18 protein-coding genes are annotated in these 18,002 nt (G+C 71.5%); 9 read left to right on the top strand and 9 right to left on the bottom strand.

Annotated elements, in window-relative coordinates:
- Positions 1-18 precede the first annotated feature (18 nt).
- From BS80_RS00725 to BS80_RS00695, 7 genes are all read left to right on the top strand, one after another.
- Positions 19-852 carry a hypothetical protein gene (locus tag BS80_RS00725; protein ID WP_035791469.1) on the top strand — a complete coding sequence of 278 codons (834 nt, stop codon included), beginning with the start codon at positions 19-21 and terminating at the stop codon, positions 850-852.
- 78 nt (positions 853-930) lie between these two features.
- Positions 931-1,446, top strand: a complete 516-nt coding sequence (locus tag BS80_RS00720) for a hypothetical protein (protein WP_035791467.1) — start codon at positions 931-933, stop codon at positions 1,444-1,446.
- Positions 1,443-2,423, top strand: coding sequence for an asparaginase domain-containing protein (locus BS80_RS00715; protein WP_051965550.1), 981 nt, complete (start codon positions 1,443-1,445; stop codon positions 2,421-2,423). Before BS80_RS00720 ends, BS80_RS00715 begins: the two co-directional genes overlap by 4 nt.
- Positions 2,416-3,699 carry an F-box protein gene (locus tag BS80_RS40205; protein ID WP_035791463.1) on the top strand — a complete coding sequence of 428 codons (1,284 nt, stop codon included), beginning with the start codon at positions 2,416-2,418 and terminating at the stop codon, positions 3,697-3,699. Before BS80_RS00715 ends, BS80_RS40205 begins: the two co-directional genes overlap by 8 nt.
- 126 nt (positions 3,700-3,825) lie before the next feature.
- Positions 3,826-4,410: a chromate transporter gene (locus tag BS80_RS00705; protein WP_035791457.1), complete on the top strand. Its 585-nt coding sequence runs from the start codon at positions 3,826-3,828 to the stop codon at positions 4,408-4,410.
- Entirely contained in the window at positions 4,407-4,934 is a 528-nt protein-coding gene (locus tag BS80_RS00700) for a chromate transporter (RefSeq protein ID WP_035791455.1), read from the top strand. The genes BS80_RS00705 and BS80_RS00700 overlap by 4 nt, the downstream gene beginning before the upstream one ends.
- A gap of 187 nt (positions 4,935-5,121) precedes the next feature.
- On the top strand, positions 5,122-6,759 hold the full coding sequence (locus BS80_RS00695) for a hypothetical protein (RefSeq protein ID WP_035791453.1): 1,638 nt from the start codon (positions 5,122-5,124) through the stop codon (positions 6,757-6,759).
- 53 nt (positions 6,760-6,812) lie between these two features.
- Here BS80_RS00695 and rarD read toward each other — a convergent pair whose 3' ends face one another.
- On the bottom strand, positions 6,813-7,763 hold the full coding sequence (gene rarD / locus BS80_RS00690) for an EamA family transporter RarD (RefSeq protein ID WP_035792723.1): 951 nt from the start codon (positions 7,761-7,763) through the stop codon (positions 6,813-6,815).
- Between the two features lie 358 nt (positions 7,764-8,121).
- Between rarD and BS80_RS00685 the strand changes: the two genes are divergently transcribed.
- Together BS80_RS00685 and BS80_RS00680 are read left to right on the top strand one after the other, a co-directional pair.
- A complete protein-coding gene (locus BS80_RS00685; protein WP_035791451.1) occupies positions 8,122-9,531 on the top strand; it encodes an amino acid permease in 1,410 nt (469 codons plus the stop codon).
- A 63-nt stretch (positions 9,532-9,594) separates the two neighbouring features.
- On the top strand, positions 9,595-9,918 hold the full coding sequence (locus BS80_RS00680) for a hypothetical protein (protein WP_035791449.1): 324 nt from the start codon (positions 9,595-9,597) through the stop codon (positions 9,916-9,918).
- 330 nt (positions 9,919-10,248) lie between these two features.
- On the opposite strand, the gene BS80_RS00675 is transcribed toward BS80_RS00680, so the two are convergent.
- From BS80_RS00675 to BS80_RS00640, 8 genes are all read right to left on the bottom strand, one after another.
- Positions 10,249-11,085, bottom strand: coding sequence for a hypothetical protein (locus tag BS80_RS00675; RefSeq protein WP_035791447.1), 837 nt, complete (start codon positions 11,083-11,085; stop codon positions 10,249-10,251).
- Positions 11,086-11,334: 249 nt separating this feature from the next.
- Complete coding sequence (locus BS80_RS00670) at positions 11,335-12,333, bottom strand: ROK family protein (RefSeq protein ID WP_083974006.1); 999 nt, start codon at positions 12,331-12,333, stop codon at positions 11,335-11,337.
- Entirely contained in the window at positions 12,326-12,643 is a 318-nt protein-coding gene (locus BS80_RS00665) for a SemiSWEET family sugar transporter (protein WP_051965548.1), read from the bottom strand. Before BS80_RS00665 ends, BS80_RS00670 begins: the two co-directional genes overlap by 8 nt.
- 19 nt (positions 12,644-12,662) lie before the next feature.
- A complete protein-coding gene (locus BS80_RS00660) occupies positions 12,663-13,559 on the bottom strand; it encodes a UTP--glucose-1-phosphate uridylyltransferase (RefSeq protein ID WP_035791445.1) in 897 nt (298 codons plus the stop codon).
- Positions 13,560-13,576: 17 nt separating this feature from the next.
- Positions 13,577-14,539: a Gfo/Idh/MocA family protein gene (locus BS80_RS37340; RefSeq protein ID WP_051965545.1), complete on the bottom strand. Its 963-nt coding sequence runs from the start codon at positions 14,537-14,539 to the stop codon at positions 13,577-13,579.
- A 32-nt stretch (positions 14,540-14,571) separates the two neighbouring features.
- A complete protein-coding gene (locus BS80_RS00650) occupies positions 14,572-15,888 on the bottom strand; it encodes an MGH1-like glycoside hydrolase domain-containing protein (protein ID WP_035791443.1) in 1,317 nt (438 codons plus the stop codon).
- A 39-nt stretch (positions 15,889-15,927) separates the two neighbouring features.
- A complete protein-coding gene (galE, locus tag BS80_RS00645; RefSeq protein WP_035791441.1) occupies positions 15,928-16,884 on the bottom strand; it encodes a UDP-glucose 4-epimerase GalE in 957 nt (318 codons plus the stop codon).
- Complete coding sequence (locus BS80_RS00640) at positions 16,881-17,915, bottom strand: glycosyltransferase family 4 protein (RefSeq protein WP_198045389.1); 1,035 nt, start codon at positions 17,913-17,915, stop codon at positions 16,881-16,883. The genes galE and BS80_RS00640 overlap by 4 nt, the downstream gene beginning before the upstream one ends.
- Between the last annotated feature and the right edge of the window lie 87 nt (positions 17,916-18,002).

Raw genomic sequence — 18,002 nt, 5'->3', positions numbered from 1 at the left:
CGAACCTGAGGATCAGTCATGGAAATCACATCCGAGGTCGACGAGTCGACAACTCCGGTGACCGACGGGCCGGTTGACACCGAGCACACGGCGCCGCAGACGTCGCCTGCCAACCCGGACGCCACCAGCGACGGCACCCACGCCACTCTGCCGATCAGCAAGCTGCCGGTACCCGGCGCCGACATCCTGGGCAAGCAGCTCACCGACGCGGTGGTCGACGCGACGACCGTGGTCGAAGGGGCGATACCCGGCGCGGTCATCCCCAAAGAGGCCGAGACGGCGATCAAGGCGCTCATCGAGGTCGCCGAAGCGGTGATCGGAAAGGGCGGCAACCTCGCCCTCACCCTGGGCCCGGCGCTATCCACCTACAAGGTGGGTACGGCCGCGACCACGATCGGCGTCTACGAGATCCCCCTTCAGTACCACAGCAATTCGGGCATCGTGGATGCGAAGGGGCCGCGGGGCAAGAAGCTCGAGAAGCTCGTGGTCCCCCTGCAGATCGAGTTCACCGTGGTCCGGATCGGGCCGGCCCCCAAGCCCGGCACCGAGGACACACGCCCCCTGGGCATCAAGGGCTGCAGGATCGCCAAGGGCGACGGGCACAGCAGGAACATGTGGAGCCAGGGTCTCAAGCTCGGCTTCGCGGCAGAGGTCCTGGAGGCTGAGTCCGGCCGCCCGTACATCCGGTTCACCTGGACCTTCCAGACCGACGGCCGCGGGTTGTTCACGATGCAGGGGGAGAAGCACGGCTTCATGAACCTCACGCTCGACCCGCAGGGCCTGCCGACGCTCCTCTTCCCGTCCGGGGACACGAGCAAGAACTTCCGGCAGGACCCGCCGAAGCACCGGTGACCCGCGTTCGGGCCCTGGGAAGCGAGTGACCGGCCGGCCCGCCCGTGCGCGGGCCGGCCGGTCCACATGGGAGGCACAGTGGCAGTCGAGTACGTGCACTGGTTGAAGGACGCCGTCGCGGCGGACGCGCGGACGGCGGAACCGCTGGACAGGATCGGTCGCTACCTGGGGAAGGGACCGGGATGGAACGGCCGGGAGGGGGAGGTCGAGGACCTTGAACGGGAGTACCTGAAGGACGACGCGAAGCGGCTCGCGGAGCTCGACGCAGCCGGCGCCGACCCGGAGCTCCGCCTGCGGTGGCTGCGGGGTTTCGCGGACGCCCTGCGCTTCGTCGACGGGACCGACGGCCACGGGCTCCCGCTGCGCTACGACCGTGATACCGGCGCCTACCAGTGGTTCGCCGACGGCCGCTGGCAGCGCAGGCTGCTGACCGCGGCCGTCGGTCCGCGACACGTCGCTCCGCCGGCGGCGCCGCCACCGGCGGACCTGCGGCACACGGCGCGCGGCCTTCCCGTCCGTCCCCGACCCGGTGCGGAGTCTGGGCCGCTCGACCCGGACGGGCCGACTCGAACCAGCGCGGAGGCACACCGATGACACAGACCGGACCGATGAACGCCACGATCCGCTCGACCCTCGTCCCGCACCTGCGGGAGTCGGGGATCCAGCTCGACGTCGCGGATCTCCACGACCTCCCGCACGCCATGACCTTCGATCAGACCCTGGACCTGGCGCTGGAGGCATCCGAAGCGGTCCGCACGGGCGCGGACGGTGTGATCGTCACCCAGGGACTCGACGCCCTGGAGGGGGCCGCCTACCTGCTGGACCTCGTCTGGCCCCATGAGGAGCCCCTGGTGCTGACCGGCACCGGCCCGGACGAGTCGGCGAACCTGCGCACCGCCTCCCTCGTCGCGGCCTCGCCCGCCGCCCGGGGGCTGGGCGTGCTGGTGGTCCTCGACGACGAGATCCACGGTGCGCGTGCGCTGAGCAGTGCGGGCGGCACGGGCACGGCGTCCTTCGGGTCGCCGCGGAGCGGGCCCGTCGGCCTGGTGGCCGACGACCAGGTCCACGTGGTGACGGCGCCGTCGCGCCCGGGCCCGCTGCCCCTTGCGCGCTGCGCGCCGGCCCGGGTCGGCCTGCACACCCTCGGCGGGGACGACGACGCTCCCGGCCGGCTGCTCGCCCTGGCCGAGAACCTCGACGGGCTGGTCCTCGTCGGAGCCGGCGCCAATCGGCTGCCGCCGGCCCTCGCCGCATCGCTGGACGCACTGGCCGACAGGATCCCGGTCGTCCTCGCCACCGATCCGGAACTGTCGCCCGAGCCGTGGTCCGCGCCCGGCCCTGGCCTGATCGGCGCGCGAGGCCTCCACCCCGCCCGGGCGCGAACCCTGCTGCGCCTGTTGCTCTCCACCGGGGCGCAGCGTGCGGCCATCGCCGAGGCCTTCCGATCCGAGCAGCTGCATCGGCGCGGCCCGGTCGCGTTCATCGACAGTCACCAGCAGAGCAGCGGTCCGCGAGCGACGGACGCTGCACACACCGGTATCGCAGAAGGACGGACGGACAACGATGACTGAGCCCGCGAACGGCGGCTGGTTGAGCTCGGCGGCGGCAGCGCTGTGGGCGCTGATGGCGCCCGCGGTCCAGCGGCTGCGCCCCGACCTCCTGCCGGCGCTCCACCAGCAGCTCCAGGCGTGGCCCACGGACGACGGTGACCCGCACGACTCGGGCGCCCTCCCCGAGGACATGTGGCACGAGATCCTTGGCTGCCTGCCGCTGGAGGACCAGGCGCGTCTCGCCGAGGTCGACCGTCGGCTGTACGCAGTGGTCAAAGGCGCCCGCCGCAGCGCGCTGGACCCGGCCACCTACGGTGCGCCGGACTTCGTGCGCACCGTCTACACCCAGAGCGAGCTCGACGCCTCCCTGGACGACCCGGGGAAACTGGTCTTCACTCCCGGCGCGGACAGTGACCTGAGCATCGGCCGGTCGAACCACGAGTACATCCACGTGCACGGCCCCGGAACCCTGAAGGCCGTGACCGGCGGGGACGTCAGCGCTGTCGGCGATGCCCTGATCATCTCCGTGACCGGCGGGGACGTCTCCGCCTACCACCAGGCCCGCATCGGCACGGTGGTCGGCGGGCAGGTCGATGCCAGGGGAGGGGCCTCCATCGGCACGGTGGCCGCCGGGCGGGCCAGGGCCAGGGGAGGGGCGGCCATCACCACGGTGACCGGAGGCGTCGTCACCATGCGTGGGCAGGCCACGCTCACGACCGTGGCCGGGGGACGGGTCGATGCCGGGGACCAGGCCGTCATCGACACCGTGGACGCCGGAGAGGTCACCGTGCACGGGGACGCCGTCATCGCCTCCGCCGGCGGAGGCGAGATCTCCGCGTACGGTGATGCGACCATCGTCGCCGCCTATGGCGACGCCCGGATCAGCGCACGCCAGGAAGCCCGGGTGGCGGTCTGTCCGAACGCCGACGGGGTCCACGTCAGCGCGCACGACCAAGCCCTCGTCGCCGTCCACGGCGGAACCGTCGAGGCCTACGACCGGGCCACCGTCGCCGTCGTGACCGGTGGCACGCTGTGGGCAACGGGCGACGTCGCGATCGACGCCGCATCCGGTGGTGACATCACCCTGGAGGGCAACTGCGCGCTGGCCGAGGCGAGCGGCGACGCCCGCATCACCGTCCGGCGGAACGCCAGGGTCGGCGTTGCCGCGAACGCCGACGGTGTCATCGTCCACGCCTATGACGCGGCCGTCGTCGTGGCCAGCGGAGGCAGCGTGGTCGTCCACTCCGACGCCGTCACGGTCGCCAACGACGGCGCCGACGTCACGTACTCCGCCTGAGGCCGTGTTCGGCAGGGGGACAGCGGGTCCACCGGTACGTCCTCCGTTCGGCCTCCCAAGGTATCTCGACATCAAGATATCTTGGGAGGCGTGTCCAGTCCGCCATCCGGAACCAGGAGGTCCATCGTGGCTGCCGAGCTCGCGAAGGCCGCAGCAGGGGCGACCAGTCGACGGGACGGTCGCGATCCGACCGTCGTCGAGCTGTTCCGCGGCTTCCTGTGGCTCGGCCTCACCGGCTTCGGCGGGGTCCTCCCGCTGGCCCGGCGCATGATCGTGGAGCAGCGGCGCTGGCTGACGGCGACGGAGTTCGCCGACCTGCTCGCGGTGTGCCAGTTCCTCCCCGGGGGCAACATCCTCAATCTCGCCGCCGCCTTGGGCGCCCGGTTCCGGGGGGCTCGCGGCTCCGTGGCGGCGTTGGCCGGCCTCCTTGCGCTCCCCGCGGTCATTGTGATCGCGCTCGGCGTCTGTTACCAGGCCTGGGAGGGGAACACCGAGGTGCGCGGCGCGGTCCTCGGTCTGGCCGCCGTGGCGACCGGCCTGCTGGCCGCCACGTCCGCCAAGATCATCCGGGCGCTGCCCCGCAGGTGGGCGCCGCTCACCGTGGCGGCGGTCTGCTGCGCGGCCGTGGCCGTGCTGCACTGCCCGCTGCTGGTGGTCCTGCCGATCATGGTCGCCGTGAGTCTGCTGCTCAACCGGAAGGCCTCGCGATGATCTCGCTCCTCACCCGGCTCGCGGGTGTGTTCTCCCAGCTGTCGGTCCTGTCGTTCGGCGGGGGCAATGCGATTCTGCCCGAGTTGCAGCGGCAGGTCGTGGGCGTGAACTCCTGGGCCACCCCGGACCAGTTCCACACGCTGTTCGGCCTCTCGCAGGCGGCTCCCGGGCCGAACCTGATGATCGTCACACTCGTGGGATGGCACGTCGCCGGCCTGCTCGGCGCGCTGGTCGCCACGCTCGCCATGATCGGCCCGTCCGCCCTCCTCGCCGTCGTCGCCACCCGGCTGTGGCACGGCCTGCGGGAGCGGCCCTGGCAGCAGCGCGTCCAGGCGGCCCTCACCCCCGTCAGCGCCGGTCTGGTCGCCGCCGGTGCGCTCTTCGCGGTACGGACCTCGGCTGCCACCACCACGGGAACGGTGATCGTGGTCGCCGCCACCGCACTCGCCCTGACCAGGCGGTTCCACCCGCTGGCCCTCCTCGGCACGGGCGCGGCGTGCGGCCTCCTGGTCACCGTGATCTGACCCGCCGCCGCACCGGCCCCCGCTGGACTTCCCCGCGAACGCGCTCCGCCCTCTCTCGCTCGGGACGGGCGGGCCGTGGGTGCCGAGAGGTGCGGCCGGTCGCTGTCCCGTTGAGGCAGGAAGCGCACCCCGGGGTGTGGATAGTTTGCACACAAGCCATCCGCCGCGGAATTCGGAGCGCAGCTGCATGACACACATCTACCTCTATCTCGGTCTGCGACTGACGACCGCCAACGCGCCTGCCCAGCTGGTGGTTCCGGCGGGTATGGAGATCGTCGAGGTGCGCGGTCCGACCCGGCAGCTGTTCGGCGCGAACGACGTCCTCCTGAACTACGAGACGTGGGAGTTCTTCGCGGGCGACATCGGAGGGATGCTGGACACGGAGCCGGGCTCGGTCCTGCTGCAGCACGGTGCGGGCGGCTTCTCGCCGCACGACCTCTCCGCCGCGCTCGCCTACGTCGGCGCGCTCGCGGGCCTCGCGGGGCAAGGAGTCGTGAGCGTCCACGTGATCACGGATCTCGACTACCTGCCGGCCGTGGGCGGCGGGGCCGCCTGGGTGCCCCGGAGGCCCGTGCAGCCCGCGGCGCCGCGCAACGGGCTCGCCGGCGCCTCGTTCCTGGTCGGGCACGGAACGTTCCTGAAGGAATCCGACGGTTTCACCCGCGTTCCGCACGGCACGACGCTCGCCTTCGCGTCGCAGGCGGGCCGCAGTCTGGCCGGTGGCGCGGGACTTGCCGCGCTCACGGCGGCGTCCCTCGACGCGTACTTCGAGGCCGACGAGACGACGGGGGACATCGCCAACTACCGCTTCGGCCCGCACTCAGCGCGCGAGGTGGACGACGACGTCAAGTGCCTGAACTCCCTCAACGGGAACGCCGAGAAGATCATTGTCCTCGGGACGCGCCCCGCTGGGGCCCAGCTCCCGCCGAACGTCAGCTTCAGCGGGCAGTCAACGAACCTCTGCACCACGCCCACGGTCTGCATGCACCAGTACGAGGGCCACAGCTGCGACGGGATCCTCGGGAAGCACGTCGGGACGATCATGATCCTGGCCTGCCTGGCGGAGGGCGACAACCCCTCCGAGGTCACCACCCGGCCGGCCTATGACCGCGACGGCGAACTGGAAGTCATGGAGTCCGCCGAGGAGTTCGCCGGGCGCGTCCACCGCGACTGGCAGGCCGGAACCATGACCGACGAGGCCGCGCTCGCCGCGCTGGAATCCTACGGACTGTCGACCGGTGCGCTGCTGCGCAACTCGTGGGGCGGCGGGTTCACGGTGTCCGTCTGTGCGAACGCCTCCGTCACGATCCGCAGGACCGGCATCCTGGCGTATCTGAGGGAGTCCTACGTACGCCTCGGCACGGCGGAGCGGCAGACGGTGTGGTCGCACCCTCCACTCGCGAACCGGCTGACGAGGATCGGCCTGAAGCAGGACTCCCGCGTGGCCGTGTGCCCGTGCGCCGCCGCCAGGGTGTCGAAGGTCGAGACGCTGGACCAGGGCTGGGAGGGAGCCGTATGCGCCTCCTGCCACGCTGACCTGGGGGAGAACTCCCCCCTCACGGTCCACGCGCACCTGAACGAAGGCCGACAGGACCTCAGGGACCACTGCGTCACCCACGCCGGAGCCTGCCCGCAGGACGAGGTCGAGGACGAGGTGGCTTCCCTCAAGAAGCTCGCGGACCTCACCGGTGTCCTCGGCCGGTTCGGGAGCCCGTCGGACGACGACACGGACACCGACAGCGACGCCGACGACAGCGACACGGAACACGGCACGGACGACGAGGACGGGGACGAGGACGACGCCGGGACGGAGAAGGCCGGATAGCCGCGACCGGCCCGGCCGGCAGGTCTACGGGCAGCCGGCCGGGCCGGGCCTTCTCACGGTTTCGCCTCCGCAGCGGACACCCGGACCAGGCTTCGCGTCCGCGTCTGGCGCAGCGCCTCCCAGGTCAGCAGGGTCAGTGCCCCCCAGACCAGGACGAAGCCTCCCCACTGGGCCGGCCGCATCGGCTCGCGGAAGTAGGCGACGCCGAGCACGAACTCCATCACCGGCGCCAGGTACTGGAGAAGGCCGATGCTCGACAGCGGCAGGCGGATCGCCGCGGCACCGAAGCAGAGCATCGGTATGGCTGTGACCAGGCCGCTGAGGGCGAGGAGTGCGGAGTGGCCGGTGCCGTGGCCGAACGTGCCGTGGCCGGTGCACTGTAGGTAGATCAGGTAGCCCAGGGCGACGGGGAAGAGGAAGGCGCTCTCCACGGCGAAGCTCTCGATGCCGTCGAGTCCGGCCTTCTTCTTCAGCACGCCGTAGGCCGCGAAGGTGACGGCCAGGGCCAGCGCGAGCGCCAGCCAGGGCAGCCGTCCGCAGCAGAAGGACAGGACGACGACCGCGGCCGTGCCGACCCCGACGGCGGCCCACTGTCCGCGGCGCAGCCGTTCCTTGTAGACGACGACGCCGGCGGCGATGACGGCCAGCGGGGTGATGAAGGACCCCAGGCTCGCCTCGACCACGTGGTCGGAGTTCACACCCCAGATGTACAGGCCCCAGTTGACCGAGATCGTCACGGCCGCCGCTGCGGACAGGGCCAGCCGCCGGGGCGCGCGTAGCAGCGGGCGCAGCCAGGACCAGCGCCGCCGCAGGATGAGGATGATCAGGGCCACGGGCAGCGACCAGACCATGCGGTGGGCCAGGATCTCGGTCGGGTTGCTGGACCCCAGGAGCGGCCAGAACATCGCGAGCATGCCCCACATGCCGTAGGCCGCCGTGCCGTAGAGGAAGCCGTCGCGCGTCGCGCGGGGGCGTCCGGGTGCGCCCTTCTCCTGGGCAGGCATGGTGGACCTCTCTCCTGGCGTGGCATTCCCACTCCAGCCTTGCTGGCGGCCAGGGTTCGAGCCGTCCACCGATCGGGGGTACGCCCGGCGGAGGTCCGGACCGCCGATGGGCACGCCGGCCGGCCCGCCCGCAACCGCCGATCGCAGCTTCCGCCGGCCCGGCCCGCCCGGAAGTACGCACGTTCCACCGATCGGTGGAGGAGGCGCGCGGCGGTCACCGGTGAGGATGAATCCTCCGGCACGACGCACGGCGGCCCCCTCCCCGCGGGCGGACGACGTCGTGCGGCGGCGCTGCGCTCGACGAGAGGCCGCGCCCCGCAGCCGCCGGCCCTGCTGTCGACAGTTCGGATGCAACGCCATGACCAAGCCCTCGTCTCCCCCCACGCCCTGCGCACCCGCGCACGGCACGAGCGATCCGGCTGAGGAGAGCGGTCTCACCCACGCCCTCAAGTCGCGCCACCTGTCGATGATCGCGCTCGGCGGCGTGATCGGCGCCGGGCTCTTCGTCGGCTCCGGCGCGGGCATCGCCGCGGCCGGCCCGGCCGTCATCGTCGCCTTCGCGGTCGCGGGCCTGCTGGTCATGCTCGTCATGCGGATGCTCGGCGAGATGTCCGCGGCCCATCCGGCCTCCGGCTCGTTCTCCGTCTACGCCGAACGCGAGCTGGGCATCTGGGCCGGGGTGACGGCGGGGTGGATGTACTGGGCGGTCTTCTGCTGCGGTGTCGCCACCGAGGCCACCGCCGCGGGAACGATCATGAACTCGTGGATCCCGGTGGTCCCGGGGTGGTGCTGGGTGGCCGTCTTCATGGCCTTCTTCTGCGCCAGCAACATGACGTCGGTGAAGAACTTCGGGGAGTTCGAGTTCTGGTTCGCGGTGATCAAGGTCCTCGCGATCGTGGTCTTCCTGGTCCTCGGTGTGCTCGGGGTGAGCGGAGTCCTCGGCCACGGCGCCCCGGGGGCCGGCAACCTGACCGGCCACAGCGGCTTCCTGCCGAACGGGACGCACGGCCTGATCACCGCCCTGCTCGGATCGGTCTTCGCCTACGCCGGGCTGGAGATGGTCACCATTGCCGCCGCGGAGTCCGCGGATCCGCGGCGCAACGTGGCCAAGGCGGTGCGTACCGCCATGTGGCGCATCGCCGTGTTCTACATCGGCTCGATGGCCCTGGTCGTGACCCTGGTGCCGTGGAACGACGCCGGGATCGTCCAGCAGGGCCCGTATGTGACCGTCCTGCAGGTGCTGGGAGTGCCCGCCGCCGCGGCCATCATGAAGCTCGTGGTGTTCCTCGCCCTGCTCAGCGCGGTGAACGCCAACATGTACGGAGCCTCCCGGATGGCGCACTCCCTGGTCACCCGCCGCCAGGGGCCGCGCGTGCTGGGGAAGCTGAGCGGCGGAGTGCCGCGGCGCGCGGTGCTGGCCTCCTGCGGGTTCGGCTTCGTCGCCGTGCTGGCCGGCTACTGGTGGCCGGACACCGTGTTCACCTGGCTGATGAACACGACCGGCGTCGGCATCCTGGTGGTCTGGATCTTCATCGCCGTCTCCCAGCTGCGGATGCGCCGACGCCTGGAGCGCGAGGCGCCCGAGCTGCTGACCGTGCGGATGTGGGCTTTCCCCTACCTGTCCTGGGTCGCACTGGCGGGTGTGGTCGCCATCCTGGCGCTGATGACCACCACCCCCGGCAACCGCGCCCAGCTCTATGCCGCCGGTGTGCTCCTGGCCGTGCTCGCCCTGTGCGGGTGGCGGCACCAGCGACGCCTGGGCGTCTGATCGGGACCTGGCCGACCCGCTCGGTCAGCGGTCGGCTTCCCCCAGGACTCGGAGGCTCTGGGCGTGTCGAAATCTTCACGCGGCGGAGACGAGTTCAGCTTCGTCATCGTCGGACGCGGCGTCACGTCCGGCACCGTAGAGGCAGCACTGACCTCGGCTCAGAAGGCCGTCCAGCAGTACGTCGAGGCACACGGACTCAGCGCGATCCCCCACCTGAAACACCCCGAGGACCCGACCAGGCGCGGCACCGGGATCGTCTTCGGCGTCGCGGCGATCACTCCCGCCACAGCGAACGTGGATGCCGTGATCAGCAGTGTCCTGGCCACCGCCGACCACCAGGTGGAAGCCAGGAAGGCCGGTGGGTACTCAAGCCGTGGCGGCGAGTGACCCCCGGTGCTGAGCGCGGAACCGGCCCGCCTATCCCTCGTCGGCCTCCTGGTGGACGATTTCGTGGGCGCGGTCGATCTCGGCCATGGCCATATCATCCCCTTGCCCCGCTCTGGTCACGGTCCCTCGGAATGGCGGAGGCGGTGATCGTCTTGTGGACGCGCGGAGGCGCTGAAGATCGCCGCGCAGATGGAGCGGGAGGGCGTCGTCTCCGGCGCGCCCAGTGTCGCCGTCGCCGGCTGACCGGGCTCCTCCCCACCCGGAAGCCCCCGCCAAGCCCCGAACCGCGGGGACCTGACGGGGGCTTCAAGGGGGAACCCGTCCCGTGGACTAATAGAGAAGCGTGATCTCGGCGGCGCCGTGGCTCTCGTCCTTGATGGTGACGTCGGCGCCGTGCACCCGAACGGTGCCGCCGTAGACGTTGATGACGGCGCGGTCCTTGGCGTCGACGACGACGTCGCCCGAGGCCGCGGTGACGGCGCCGTCCGCGAGCACGGTGATGTGGCCGCCGCTGGCGCTCTCGATGACGGCGCGGTCGTGGATCGCGACAGTTCCGCCGGTGACCTGCGCGAGCTTGGCGTCGTCCCAGGCGTGGACCTCGCCGCCGTGGACGGACTCGACGGCGGCCAGGTTCTCGAGGTTGACGGTGCCACCGGCGATGGTGGTGACGGTGGAGCTGCCGTAGAACCAGAGGTTGCCGTCGAAGACCGTGGCAGCGCTGCCATTGCCGTAGAAGGAGATGTTGCCGCCGGTAACGGCGGTGGCGCCGGCCTGGTGGTCCAACGTGCCGTTGCCACCGGTGATGGTGGCGGCGCCGGCCCGGCCCTCCAGGACGAAGTCACCGCCGTTGATGGTGCCGACGCCGGCCTGGTCCTCGAGCTTGACGAAACCGCCGTCGATGGTGATGGCGGTGGCCTGGTCGTGGAGGGTGACGGTGCCGCCGCCGATGGTGGTGATGGCCGCGTTGCCGACCGCCTCGAGGGTTCCGAAGGTGATGCTGTGGAGGGGGACGCCGCCGCTGTGCAGTTCGATTCGGCCTTCCCCGCGCGTGATGGCGAGGCCGTCGACGCCCGGGATGAAGGCCAGCGGGGCGTTGCCGTCGAGGAGGGTCGTGAGCTCCGGCTGGCTGGAGACGGTGACCGGGGCAAGCGCGAGTGCGGGTTCCATGAGTGTGCCTTTCGCAGCGGGGGCCGGCATGCCGCAGGGCCCCCGGAAGTGGTCACTGTGCGACCGGGCGGGATCTGATGTCCCTCACTCTGGCTCCTGCGGGCTGTCCCGGCCTATGCGTCATGGGGCATCCGCGCGGGCACGTCGGTGGCGCGGACAAGGACCCGACGCTTGGCACACTCCTGAAGCCGCGTCAGCCCTCGTGCCCAGCCCGGGACCTCATGGCGCCACGGCGCCGCCCGGGCCGCTTCACCCGTGGAGCTCGAATGCGGCAGCGGCCGCCCCCACCAGGCCGGCGTCCTCCTCCAGCAGCGCCGGGCGGATCTGCAGCGAGGAGGCGAACGCCAGGGTGGCGTAGTCGGCCAGGTGGGCTCGGATGGGCTCGAACAGGATGGGCCCGGCCTTGGCCACGCCGCCGCCGATGACCGCCAGTCGCAGTTCGGCCAGGTGGGACGTGGCCGCGATGCCCGCGGCCAGGGCCTGACCCGCCCGGTCGAAGGCGGCCAGGGCCACGGTGTCCCCCCGGCCCGCGGCCTCGGCGACGCCCTGGGTGGTCGCGGCGGTGTCCGCCGGCGGGGACCAGCCGTGCGCCAGCGCGTACCGCAGGATCGCGGGCCCGCTGGCCATCGTCTCGACGCAGCCGCGGGCGCCGCACACGCACCGCTCGCCGTTCATGTCGACGCTGATGTGGCCGATGTGCCCCGCGTTCCCGGTGTCCCCGGTGCGGACCCGGTGGTCGAGGATGAGTCCGCCCCCCACCCCGGTGGACACCACCATGCACAGCGCGTTGGCGCAGCCGCGGGCAGCGCCGAGCCACTGCTCCCCCTGGGCCATGGCGATGGCGTCGCCCGCGAGACGGGCCGGCAGCCCCGCGGCCATGCGGCTGACCTCGTCGGCGATCGGATAGGCCTGCCAGCCGGGGATGTTGACGGGTGTGATGGTCCCGCCGGCCGTGTCGACGGGACCGGTGCTGCCGATCCCGACGGCCGTCACGTCGTCCCACCAGGAGGACGCCCGCAGTTCGCCGACCAGGTCGGCGAGGGCTGCGCCGAGCTGCGCCGACGATCCGTCGGCGGGGGTGGCACGCTGCGCCCTTGCCAGGCGGCGGCCGGCGCTGTCGATGATGGCTCCGGCCATCTTCGTCCCGCCGATGTCCAGTGCGGCGACCGTCGTGGTGGTGCGGTGGTCCGTCGGGGTCGCGGTCCGCCGGTGGCGCGGTGCTGTCCTGGTGCAGGTCGTGTCAGTCATCTCGTGCTCCGGCGGTCGAGGCTGCCGCGGTGGGCTGGACGGTGGTGTTCCCGTTCGCGCCGCCGGTCTCCAGCCACAGCTTGAGCCCGATGACCGCCAGGGTGAGGGTGAGGGTGAGGCTGTTGCTGACGACGAGGGCGATGTCGTGGGTCAGGAAGCCGTAGAGCAGCCACAGGGCGATCCCGGTGCTGAAGGCGGCGAGGTAGCCCCAGGAGAAGTCCTTGGCCGAGCGGGTGCGCCAGAACTTGTACAGCTGGGGCAGCCAGCATGCGGTGACGAGCCAACCCGCCACGAGTCCGATGACGATCATGCCGTTGTCTCCTTCCCGGTCAGCGGCTGCCGGCGCCGACGGGCAGTCGCGTCTCCAGCCAGCTGCGCAGGTCCGGGCCGCGGGTGGGGTCGTCGAGGGCGAAGTCGACGGCGGCCTGCAGCATCCCCGCGGGGTTCCCGATGTCGTGCCGCTTGCCGGTGTGGACGACCACGTGCACCGGGTGGCCCTGGCGGATGAGTTCGACGAGCGCGTCCGTGAGGTCGATCTCGCCGCGAGCACCGGGCTTGACGTGCTTCAGCGGCTCGAAGACGGCGCGGTCCAGCAGGTAGCGCCCGGCACTGGCAAAGGTGGACGGCGCGTCCTGCGGATCCGGCTTCTCCACCATGTGCCGCACGCGCTTGACGTGCGGGTCGGCGGTGTCGACCAGGTCGTACACCCCGTAGGCGGACAGGGCCTCACGCGGTGCCTCGAAGGCGCACAGCACGGTGCCCCCGTACTGCTGCCGCACGGCGGCCATCCGCGGGAGGATGCCCGCGGGCAGGATCAGGTCGTCGGGCAGCATGACCGCGACGGCCTCGTCCCGGTCGGTGAAGTACGGCTCGGCGCAGGCGATGGCATGCCCCAGGCCCAGGGGCTCCTGCTGGGTCGCGATCTCGACGCGCAGCAGGCTCTCGGCATGCCGGACGGCGGCCAGCAGCTCGGACTTCCCCTTGTCCTCGAGCCGCTGCTCCAGCACGGCGTTGGGCTGGAAGTGCCGGGCGATCATGTCCTTGCCGGGGGCGGACACGATGATCATCCGCTCGGCGCCGGCGGCGGCGGCCTCGGCGGCCGTCAGCTCGATGGCCGGGGTGTCCAGGATCGGCAGGAGCTCCTTGGGGACGGCTTTGGTGGCGGGGAGCATGCGGGTGCCCGTTCCTGCTGCCGGGACGACGACGGTGTGGAATGCGTTGGGCATGGTGACTCCTGGAACTGTTAGCGCGTGGTGCGGTGAGCGGCGTTGCGGATGCGGTCCAGCGTGCTGGCCACGGCGATCGACTGGTCGAGCGGCACGGTGAAGGCGGGCTCGCCGGCCACGGCCTTCGCGACGTCCGTGACCATGAGCTGGTAGGCGTCGACGGGCGGGTAGCTGAGCTCTTCGACCCCCTCCGGCGTGCTGGCGTACGCCTGTGCGGGGTTGGCGCTCGGCGTGAAGGCGTCATAATCCACCCGGATCCGCCCTGCGGACCCCCTGATGTCGAGGCTCTGCGTCATGGCTCCGGTGAACCCGACACTCAGCTGGGCCCGGCCCTGGGGGAACCACAGCTCGGCCTCGGTGTGCAGATCGGCCTCCGGGGGGGAGGCTGACGTGGCACTCGCGACGACGCCCGTCGGCGCCTGCCAGTCGAAGGCGCCCAGGACCGCGGCGGCGGTGTAGCAACCGAGGTCGAGCAGCGCCCCGCCGCCCAGTGCGGCGGAGTTGCGGTAGTTGTGCACCCCGGGGCTGGTCCAGTCGAAGGAGGCCGCCGCGCTGTGCACGGTGCCGATCCCGCCGTGGGCGAGAATCCTCTCCAGACCCCGGGTCAGCGGGTGCCAGCGGTTCCAGGCCGCCTCGACCAGTAGCCGCTGGTGGCGGGCCGCGGCGCCGGCCATCTCCAGGGTCTCGTCCGCGTTCAGGCCGAGCGGCTTCTCGCAGAGCACGTGCTTGCCCGCCTCGAGGGCGCGCAGCACCCACGTGCGGTGTGCGGCGTTGTGCAGGCAGACGTAGACGATGTCGACGTCGGGGTCCTCGATGACCTGCGCGTAGTGCGAGGAGGCCTTGCGCGGCTCGAGGGCGGCGGCGCGGTCGGCGTCGCGGGCGGCGGCGATGTGGAGCTTCGAGCCCTCGCTGCGGTGTACTGCGGGAGCGAGGCTGGTGCGGGCGATCGAACCGGCTCCGATGAATCCCCAGTTGATCATTTCTTCATCCCTGATGCTGGAGGCCGCAGTTCCTAGAAGAACGCGGGCGTGCGGGCGAGGGAGCGGTCCCTGCCTGATTCGGCGTCGACCAGGTCCAGGACCAGGGTGCTCCAGCCGAAGGAGAGGGCGCCGTGGCCGGCCGCGTCGTAGGGTCCGTAGCACTCTCGGGTGCTGGAGGCGGCGACGGCCGCGATCGTGCGCTCGGCCAGGGCGCCGGCCGTCCGGTGCTCCCCGCGGTCGCGCAGGCCCCAGTACAGGTACCAGTTCAGATTGACCCAGCTGGAGCCCCGGAAGATCCCCTCGGTCGCGAAGTCGGGGTCGAAGGAGGGCTCGTTCGCCGCGACGCTCGGCAGCGGGTACGGAAGCCAGAACTCGTCCGGGTTCGTCAGGTGTTCGTCGATCACGCGTCGTGCGGCGGCGTCGGGGACGGACTCGAGGATGAGCGGGAACAGCGAGCTGATCGTGACCGTGTGGTCCCGGCGTCCGGCGACCAGGTCGAGGTCGTCGAACACGCCCCTCTGCTCGTCCCAGCACTCGCGCATCAGCGCGGTCGAGACCCGTGCGGCCCGACGCGCGAAGCGTCCCGCATCGCCGTACCCCGGGTCCCTGCGCTCGCCGACCAGCCGGCCCAGCCGGGTCAGACCGTCGGCGTAGATGGTGTTGAACAGGACGTCGGCCCAGTGGAACCGGCGCTGCGCGCCCAGCAGGCTGTCAGGGCGGCGGTCGGTGCCGTAGCCGTCGAGCAGTTCCCTCATCCGGGCGTGCCAGCTGCGCGCGACCCGCGGGTCGTGGCCGCTCTGCACGCCCAGGGCGCGGTCGTACTTCGGGCTCATGTCCAGCCCCGACTCGTCGGGCTGGTAGATGGCCAGCAGGTCGCCGGCCGTGCGCCGGGTGGCGTGCAGCCAGTCGTAGAACCGGCAGGCCCTGGGCAGGACGCGGGCGAGCCACTGCTCGTCCCCCGAGATCGCGAAGATGTGCTCGATGGCCCGGGCCAGCACGGGAGGCGCCAGGGTGACGGACTTCCAGCCCTCCCACAGGGCGATCCGGAAGTCAGCGGTGGCCTGCGGGCGCAGTTCCTGCTGCCACAGGAGCATGTGCGGCAGGAACCCGTCACCGTCGATGCCGTGCAGCAGTGACTCGATCTCGGCGCACGCCCGGGGGAGGTCGATGCGGGCCAGGGCGATCGCCTCGAAGCAGCTGTCCCAGGCCCACTGGAACGGATAGCTGGTGGGCGACGGGCAGGTGAAGTCGTAGGAGAAGCCGGCGTCGGTGCCGGTGCGGCGGTTGCGCGTCAGTGTCGCGATCGCGACATCGGTGGCGGCTTCGTTGGCGTCCGGGGTGGTGGACATGTCGTTCCGTTCGTGGAGGGCGGGCGGGGCTCGGCCGGGTCAGACGACTCGCCTGGCGAACCGCCATGCGTCGGACACCATGGCGTGCAGGTCCTGTCGCGGCTCCCACGCCAACTGGCGGCGGGCCTTCTCGGAGGAGGCCACCAGGACCGCGGGGTCCCCGGGGCGGCGCTCGTGCAGCGTGACGGGGATCGGATGCCCGCTGACATCGCGGCAGGCCGCGATGACGTCGAGCACGGAATGCCCGCTCCCGCGGCCCAGGTTGAAGATCTGGTGGGTGCCTTCCTCGCAGGCCTGCAGGGCGAGGGCGTGGGCGTCGGCAAGATCGGCGACATGGATGTAGTCGCGCACGCAGGTGCCGTCGGGGGTCGGGTAGTCGGTCCCGTACACGGTCACGCTGTCCGCCGTGCCGAGCGCCACCGCCAGGACGTTGGCGATGAGGTGGGTCTCGGGCGCGTGCCGCTCGCCCTGCCCCTGGTAGGCGCCCGCCACATTGAAGTAGCGCAGGCTGACCGCGCCGAATCCGTGCAGGTCCGCATAGGACGCGAGCGCGGTGTCGATGGCCAGCTTGGTGGCACCGTACGGACTGACCGGGCGGGTCGGCGCCGACTCGACGATCGGTGTGCGGTCGGGGTTCCCGTAGGTGGCCGCGGTCGAGGAGAAGACGATCCGCCGTACACCGGCGCAGCGCATGGCGTCGAACAGGGCCAGGGATTCACCGAGGTTCTGATCCCAGTAGTATCCGGGCTTCTCGACCGACTCACCTGTCACGGACTTGGCGGCGAAGTGCAGGACCGCGTCGAACGCGCCCTTCGCCAGCACCTCGGCGGCCGTCGAGCGCAGCGAGCCGACCACGAGGTCCGCCCCGGCCGGGACGGCGTCCGCGTGACCCGTGGAGAGGTCGTCGAGCACGACGACGTAGTGTCCTGCCTCCAGCAGACGGGCAGTCACCACACTGCCCACATAACCGGCACCGCCGGTGACCAGCAGTCTCATCGCGAGTCCTCACTCGTAGTCGACGGGAAGCTCCCGTACAGGTCCAGATGACGGTCGACGAAGGCCGACGCGGCGAACCGTGCGGCCCGCCCGCGGGCCGACTCCGCGCGGCGCTGCCGGGCGTCTCGCTCCATCAGCTCCTCCACCCGTGCGGCGAACTGCTCGGGCACCTCGGAGTCGAAGTACACGGCGGCCTCGCCCGCGGCCTCGCGATGGGGCGCGATGTCGGAGAGGATCATCGGCAGCCCGTGCTGCAGGCCTTCCAGGACGGACATCGGCAGCCCCTCGTTGCGGCTGGCCGACACGAAGACGTCGCTCGAGCCGAGCAGGGCGTTGACCACCGAGGCCTGCCACAGGGACCCGTACCATTCGATGTCCCCGTTCACCGACAGGCGCTGTGCGGTGTCGAAGGCCTCCGCCAGTCTGGGGCCGTCGCCGATGATGCGCAGCCGGACGGCGTGGCCTCGACGCCGTGCCAGGGCGAAGCCCTCGATGAGGCCCGGGTAGTTCTTGTGGGGATTGACCGTTGCCAGCGCCACCAACGTCAGGGCCCCGGTCCGGTCGACCCGGACCCCGCCGTCGGCGGGCTCGGGGACGGCGTTCTCGATGACCGTCACCAGATCCGGGGGCAGCCGCACCTGGTCGACGCAGAAGTCCCGGACCGCCTCCGACACGGCGATCACGCCGTGGCTGCGACGGGTGATGACACGGTCCAGGAGGTTCTTCGCCGGTCCGCGAACCGGTCCGTAGTCGCTGTGGTAGCTGACGAACACGGCGGGGTTCCCACGCAGCGCCCAGCGCACGGCCGGGAGCACACCCTCGGCGAGGTGCAGGTGGACGATCCCGTGGCGGGTGAGGCGGCGCAGCTGCGCCAGCCTGGACCTCTGGCCACCGGTCAGGACGTGGAGCCGGACGTCCTCGTGCAGTTCGGTGATCATCGCGCTCATGCCGACGGGCTCAAGGACGACGACGTGCACCTCGCGGCCGCGCTCGGCGATCGCGTTCGCCAGGGTGAGGACGACTCGTTCCAAGCCACCCACCGTGAATCGTCGGACGATCAGGAAAATCGGAGGTTCGTACATGGTGTTCCTGCCATGGTGAGGAAGTTCGGCACCCGG

It is taken from the genome of Kitasatospora mediocidica KCTC 9733, assembly GCF_000744225.1.
Classification (GTDB): domain Bacteria; phylum Actinomycetota; class Actinomycetes; order Streptomycetales; family Streptomycetaceae; genus Kitasatospora; species Kitasatospora mediocidica.
Note: the sequence above shows the minus strand (reverse complement) of the source record. Positions and strands in the feature narration are given on the sequence as shown.

Excerpts from the sequence above, each read along its gene's own strand:
- BS80_RS00665 (WP_051965548.1), bottom strand. The coding sequence starts at position 12,643 with ATGATCGTCATCGGACTCGTGGCGGGTTGGCTCGTCACCGCATGCTGG.
- rarD (WP_035792723.1), bottom strand. The coding sequence starts at position 7,763 with ATGCCTGCCCAGGAGAAGGGCGCACCCGGACGCCCCCGCGCGACGCGC.
- BS80_RS00715 (WP_051965550.1), top strand. The coding sequence starts at position 1,443 with ATGACACAGACCGGACCGATGAACGCCACGATCCGCTCGACCCTCGTC.
- BS80_RS00695 (WP_035791453.1), top strand. The coding sequence starts at position 5,122 with ATGACACACATCTACCTCTATCTCGGTCTGCGACTGACGACCGCCAAC.
- BS80_RS00670 (WP_083974006.1), bottom strand. The coding sequence starts at position 12,333 with ATGACTGACACGACCTGCACCAGGACAGCACCGCGCCACCGGCGGACC.
- BS80_RS37340 (WP_051965545.1), bottom strand. The coding sequence starts at position 14,539 with ATGATCAACTGGGGATTCATCGGAGCCGGTTCGATCGCCCGCACCAGC.
- BS80_RS00675 (WP_035791447.1), bottom strand. The coding sequence starts at position 11,085 with ATGGAACCCGCACTCGCGCTTGCCCCGGTCACCGTCTCCAGCCAGCCG.
- BS80_RS00660 (WP_035791445.1), bottom strand. The coding sequence starts at position 13,559 with ATGCCCAACGCATTCCACACCGTCGTCGTCCCGGCAGCAGGAACGGGC.
- BS80_RS00685 (WP_035791451.1), top strand. The coding sequence starts at position 8,122 with ATGACCAAGCCCTCGTCTCCCCCCACGCCCTGCGCACCCGCGCACGGC.
- BS80_RS40205 (WP_035791463.1), top strand. The coding sequence starts at position 2,416 with ATGACTGAGCCCGCGAACGGCGGCTGGTTGAGCTCGGCGGCGGCAGCG.
- BS80_RS00725 (WP_035791469.1), top strand. The coding sequence starts at position 19 with ATGGAAATCACATCCGAGGTCGACGAGTCGACAACTCCGGTGACCGAC.
- BS80_RS00700 (WP_035791455.1), top strand. The coding sequence starts at position 4,407 with ATGATCTCGCTCCTCACCCGGCTCGCGGGTGTGTTCTCCCAGCTGTCG.
- BS80_RS00650 (WP_035791443.1), bottom strand. The coding sequence starts at position 15,888 with ATGTCCACCACCCCGGACGCCAACGAAGCCGCCACCGATGTCGCGATC.
- galE (WP_035791441.1), bottom strand. The coding sequence starts at position 16,884 with ATGAGACTGCTGGTCACCGGCGGTGCCGGTTATGTGGGCAGTGTGGTG.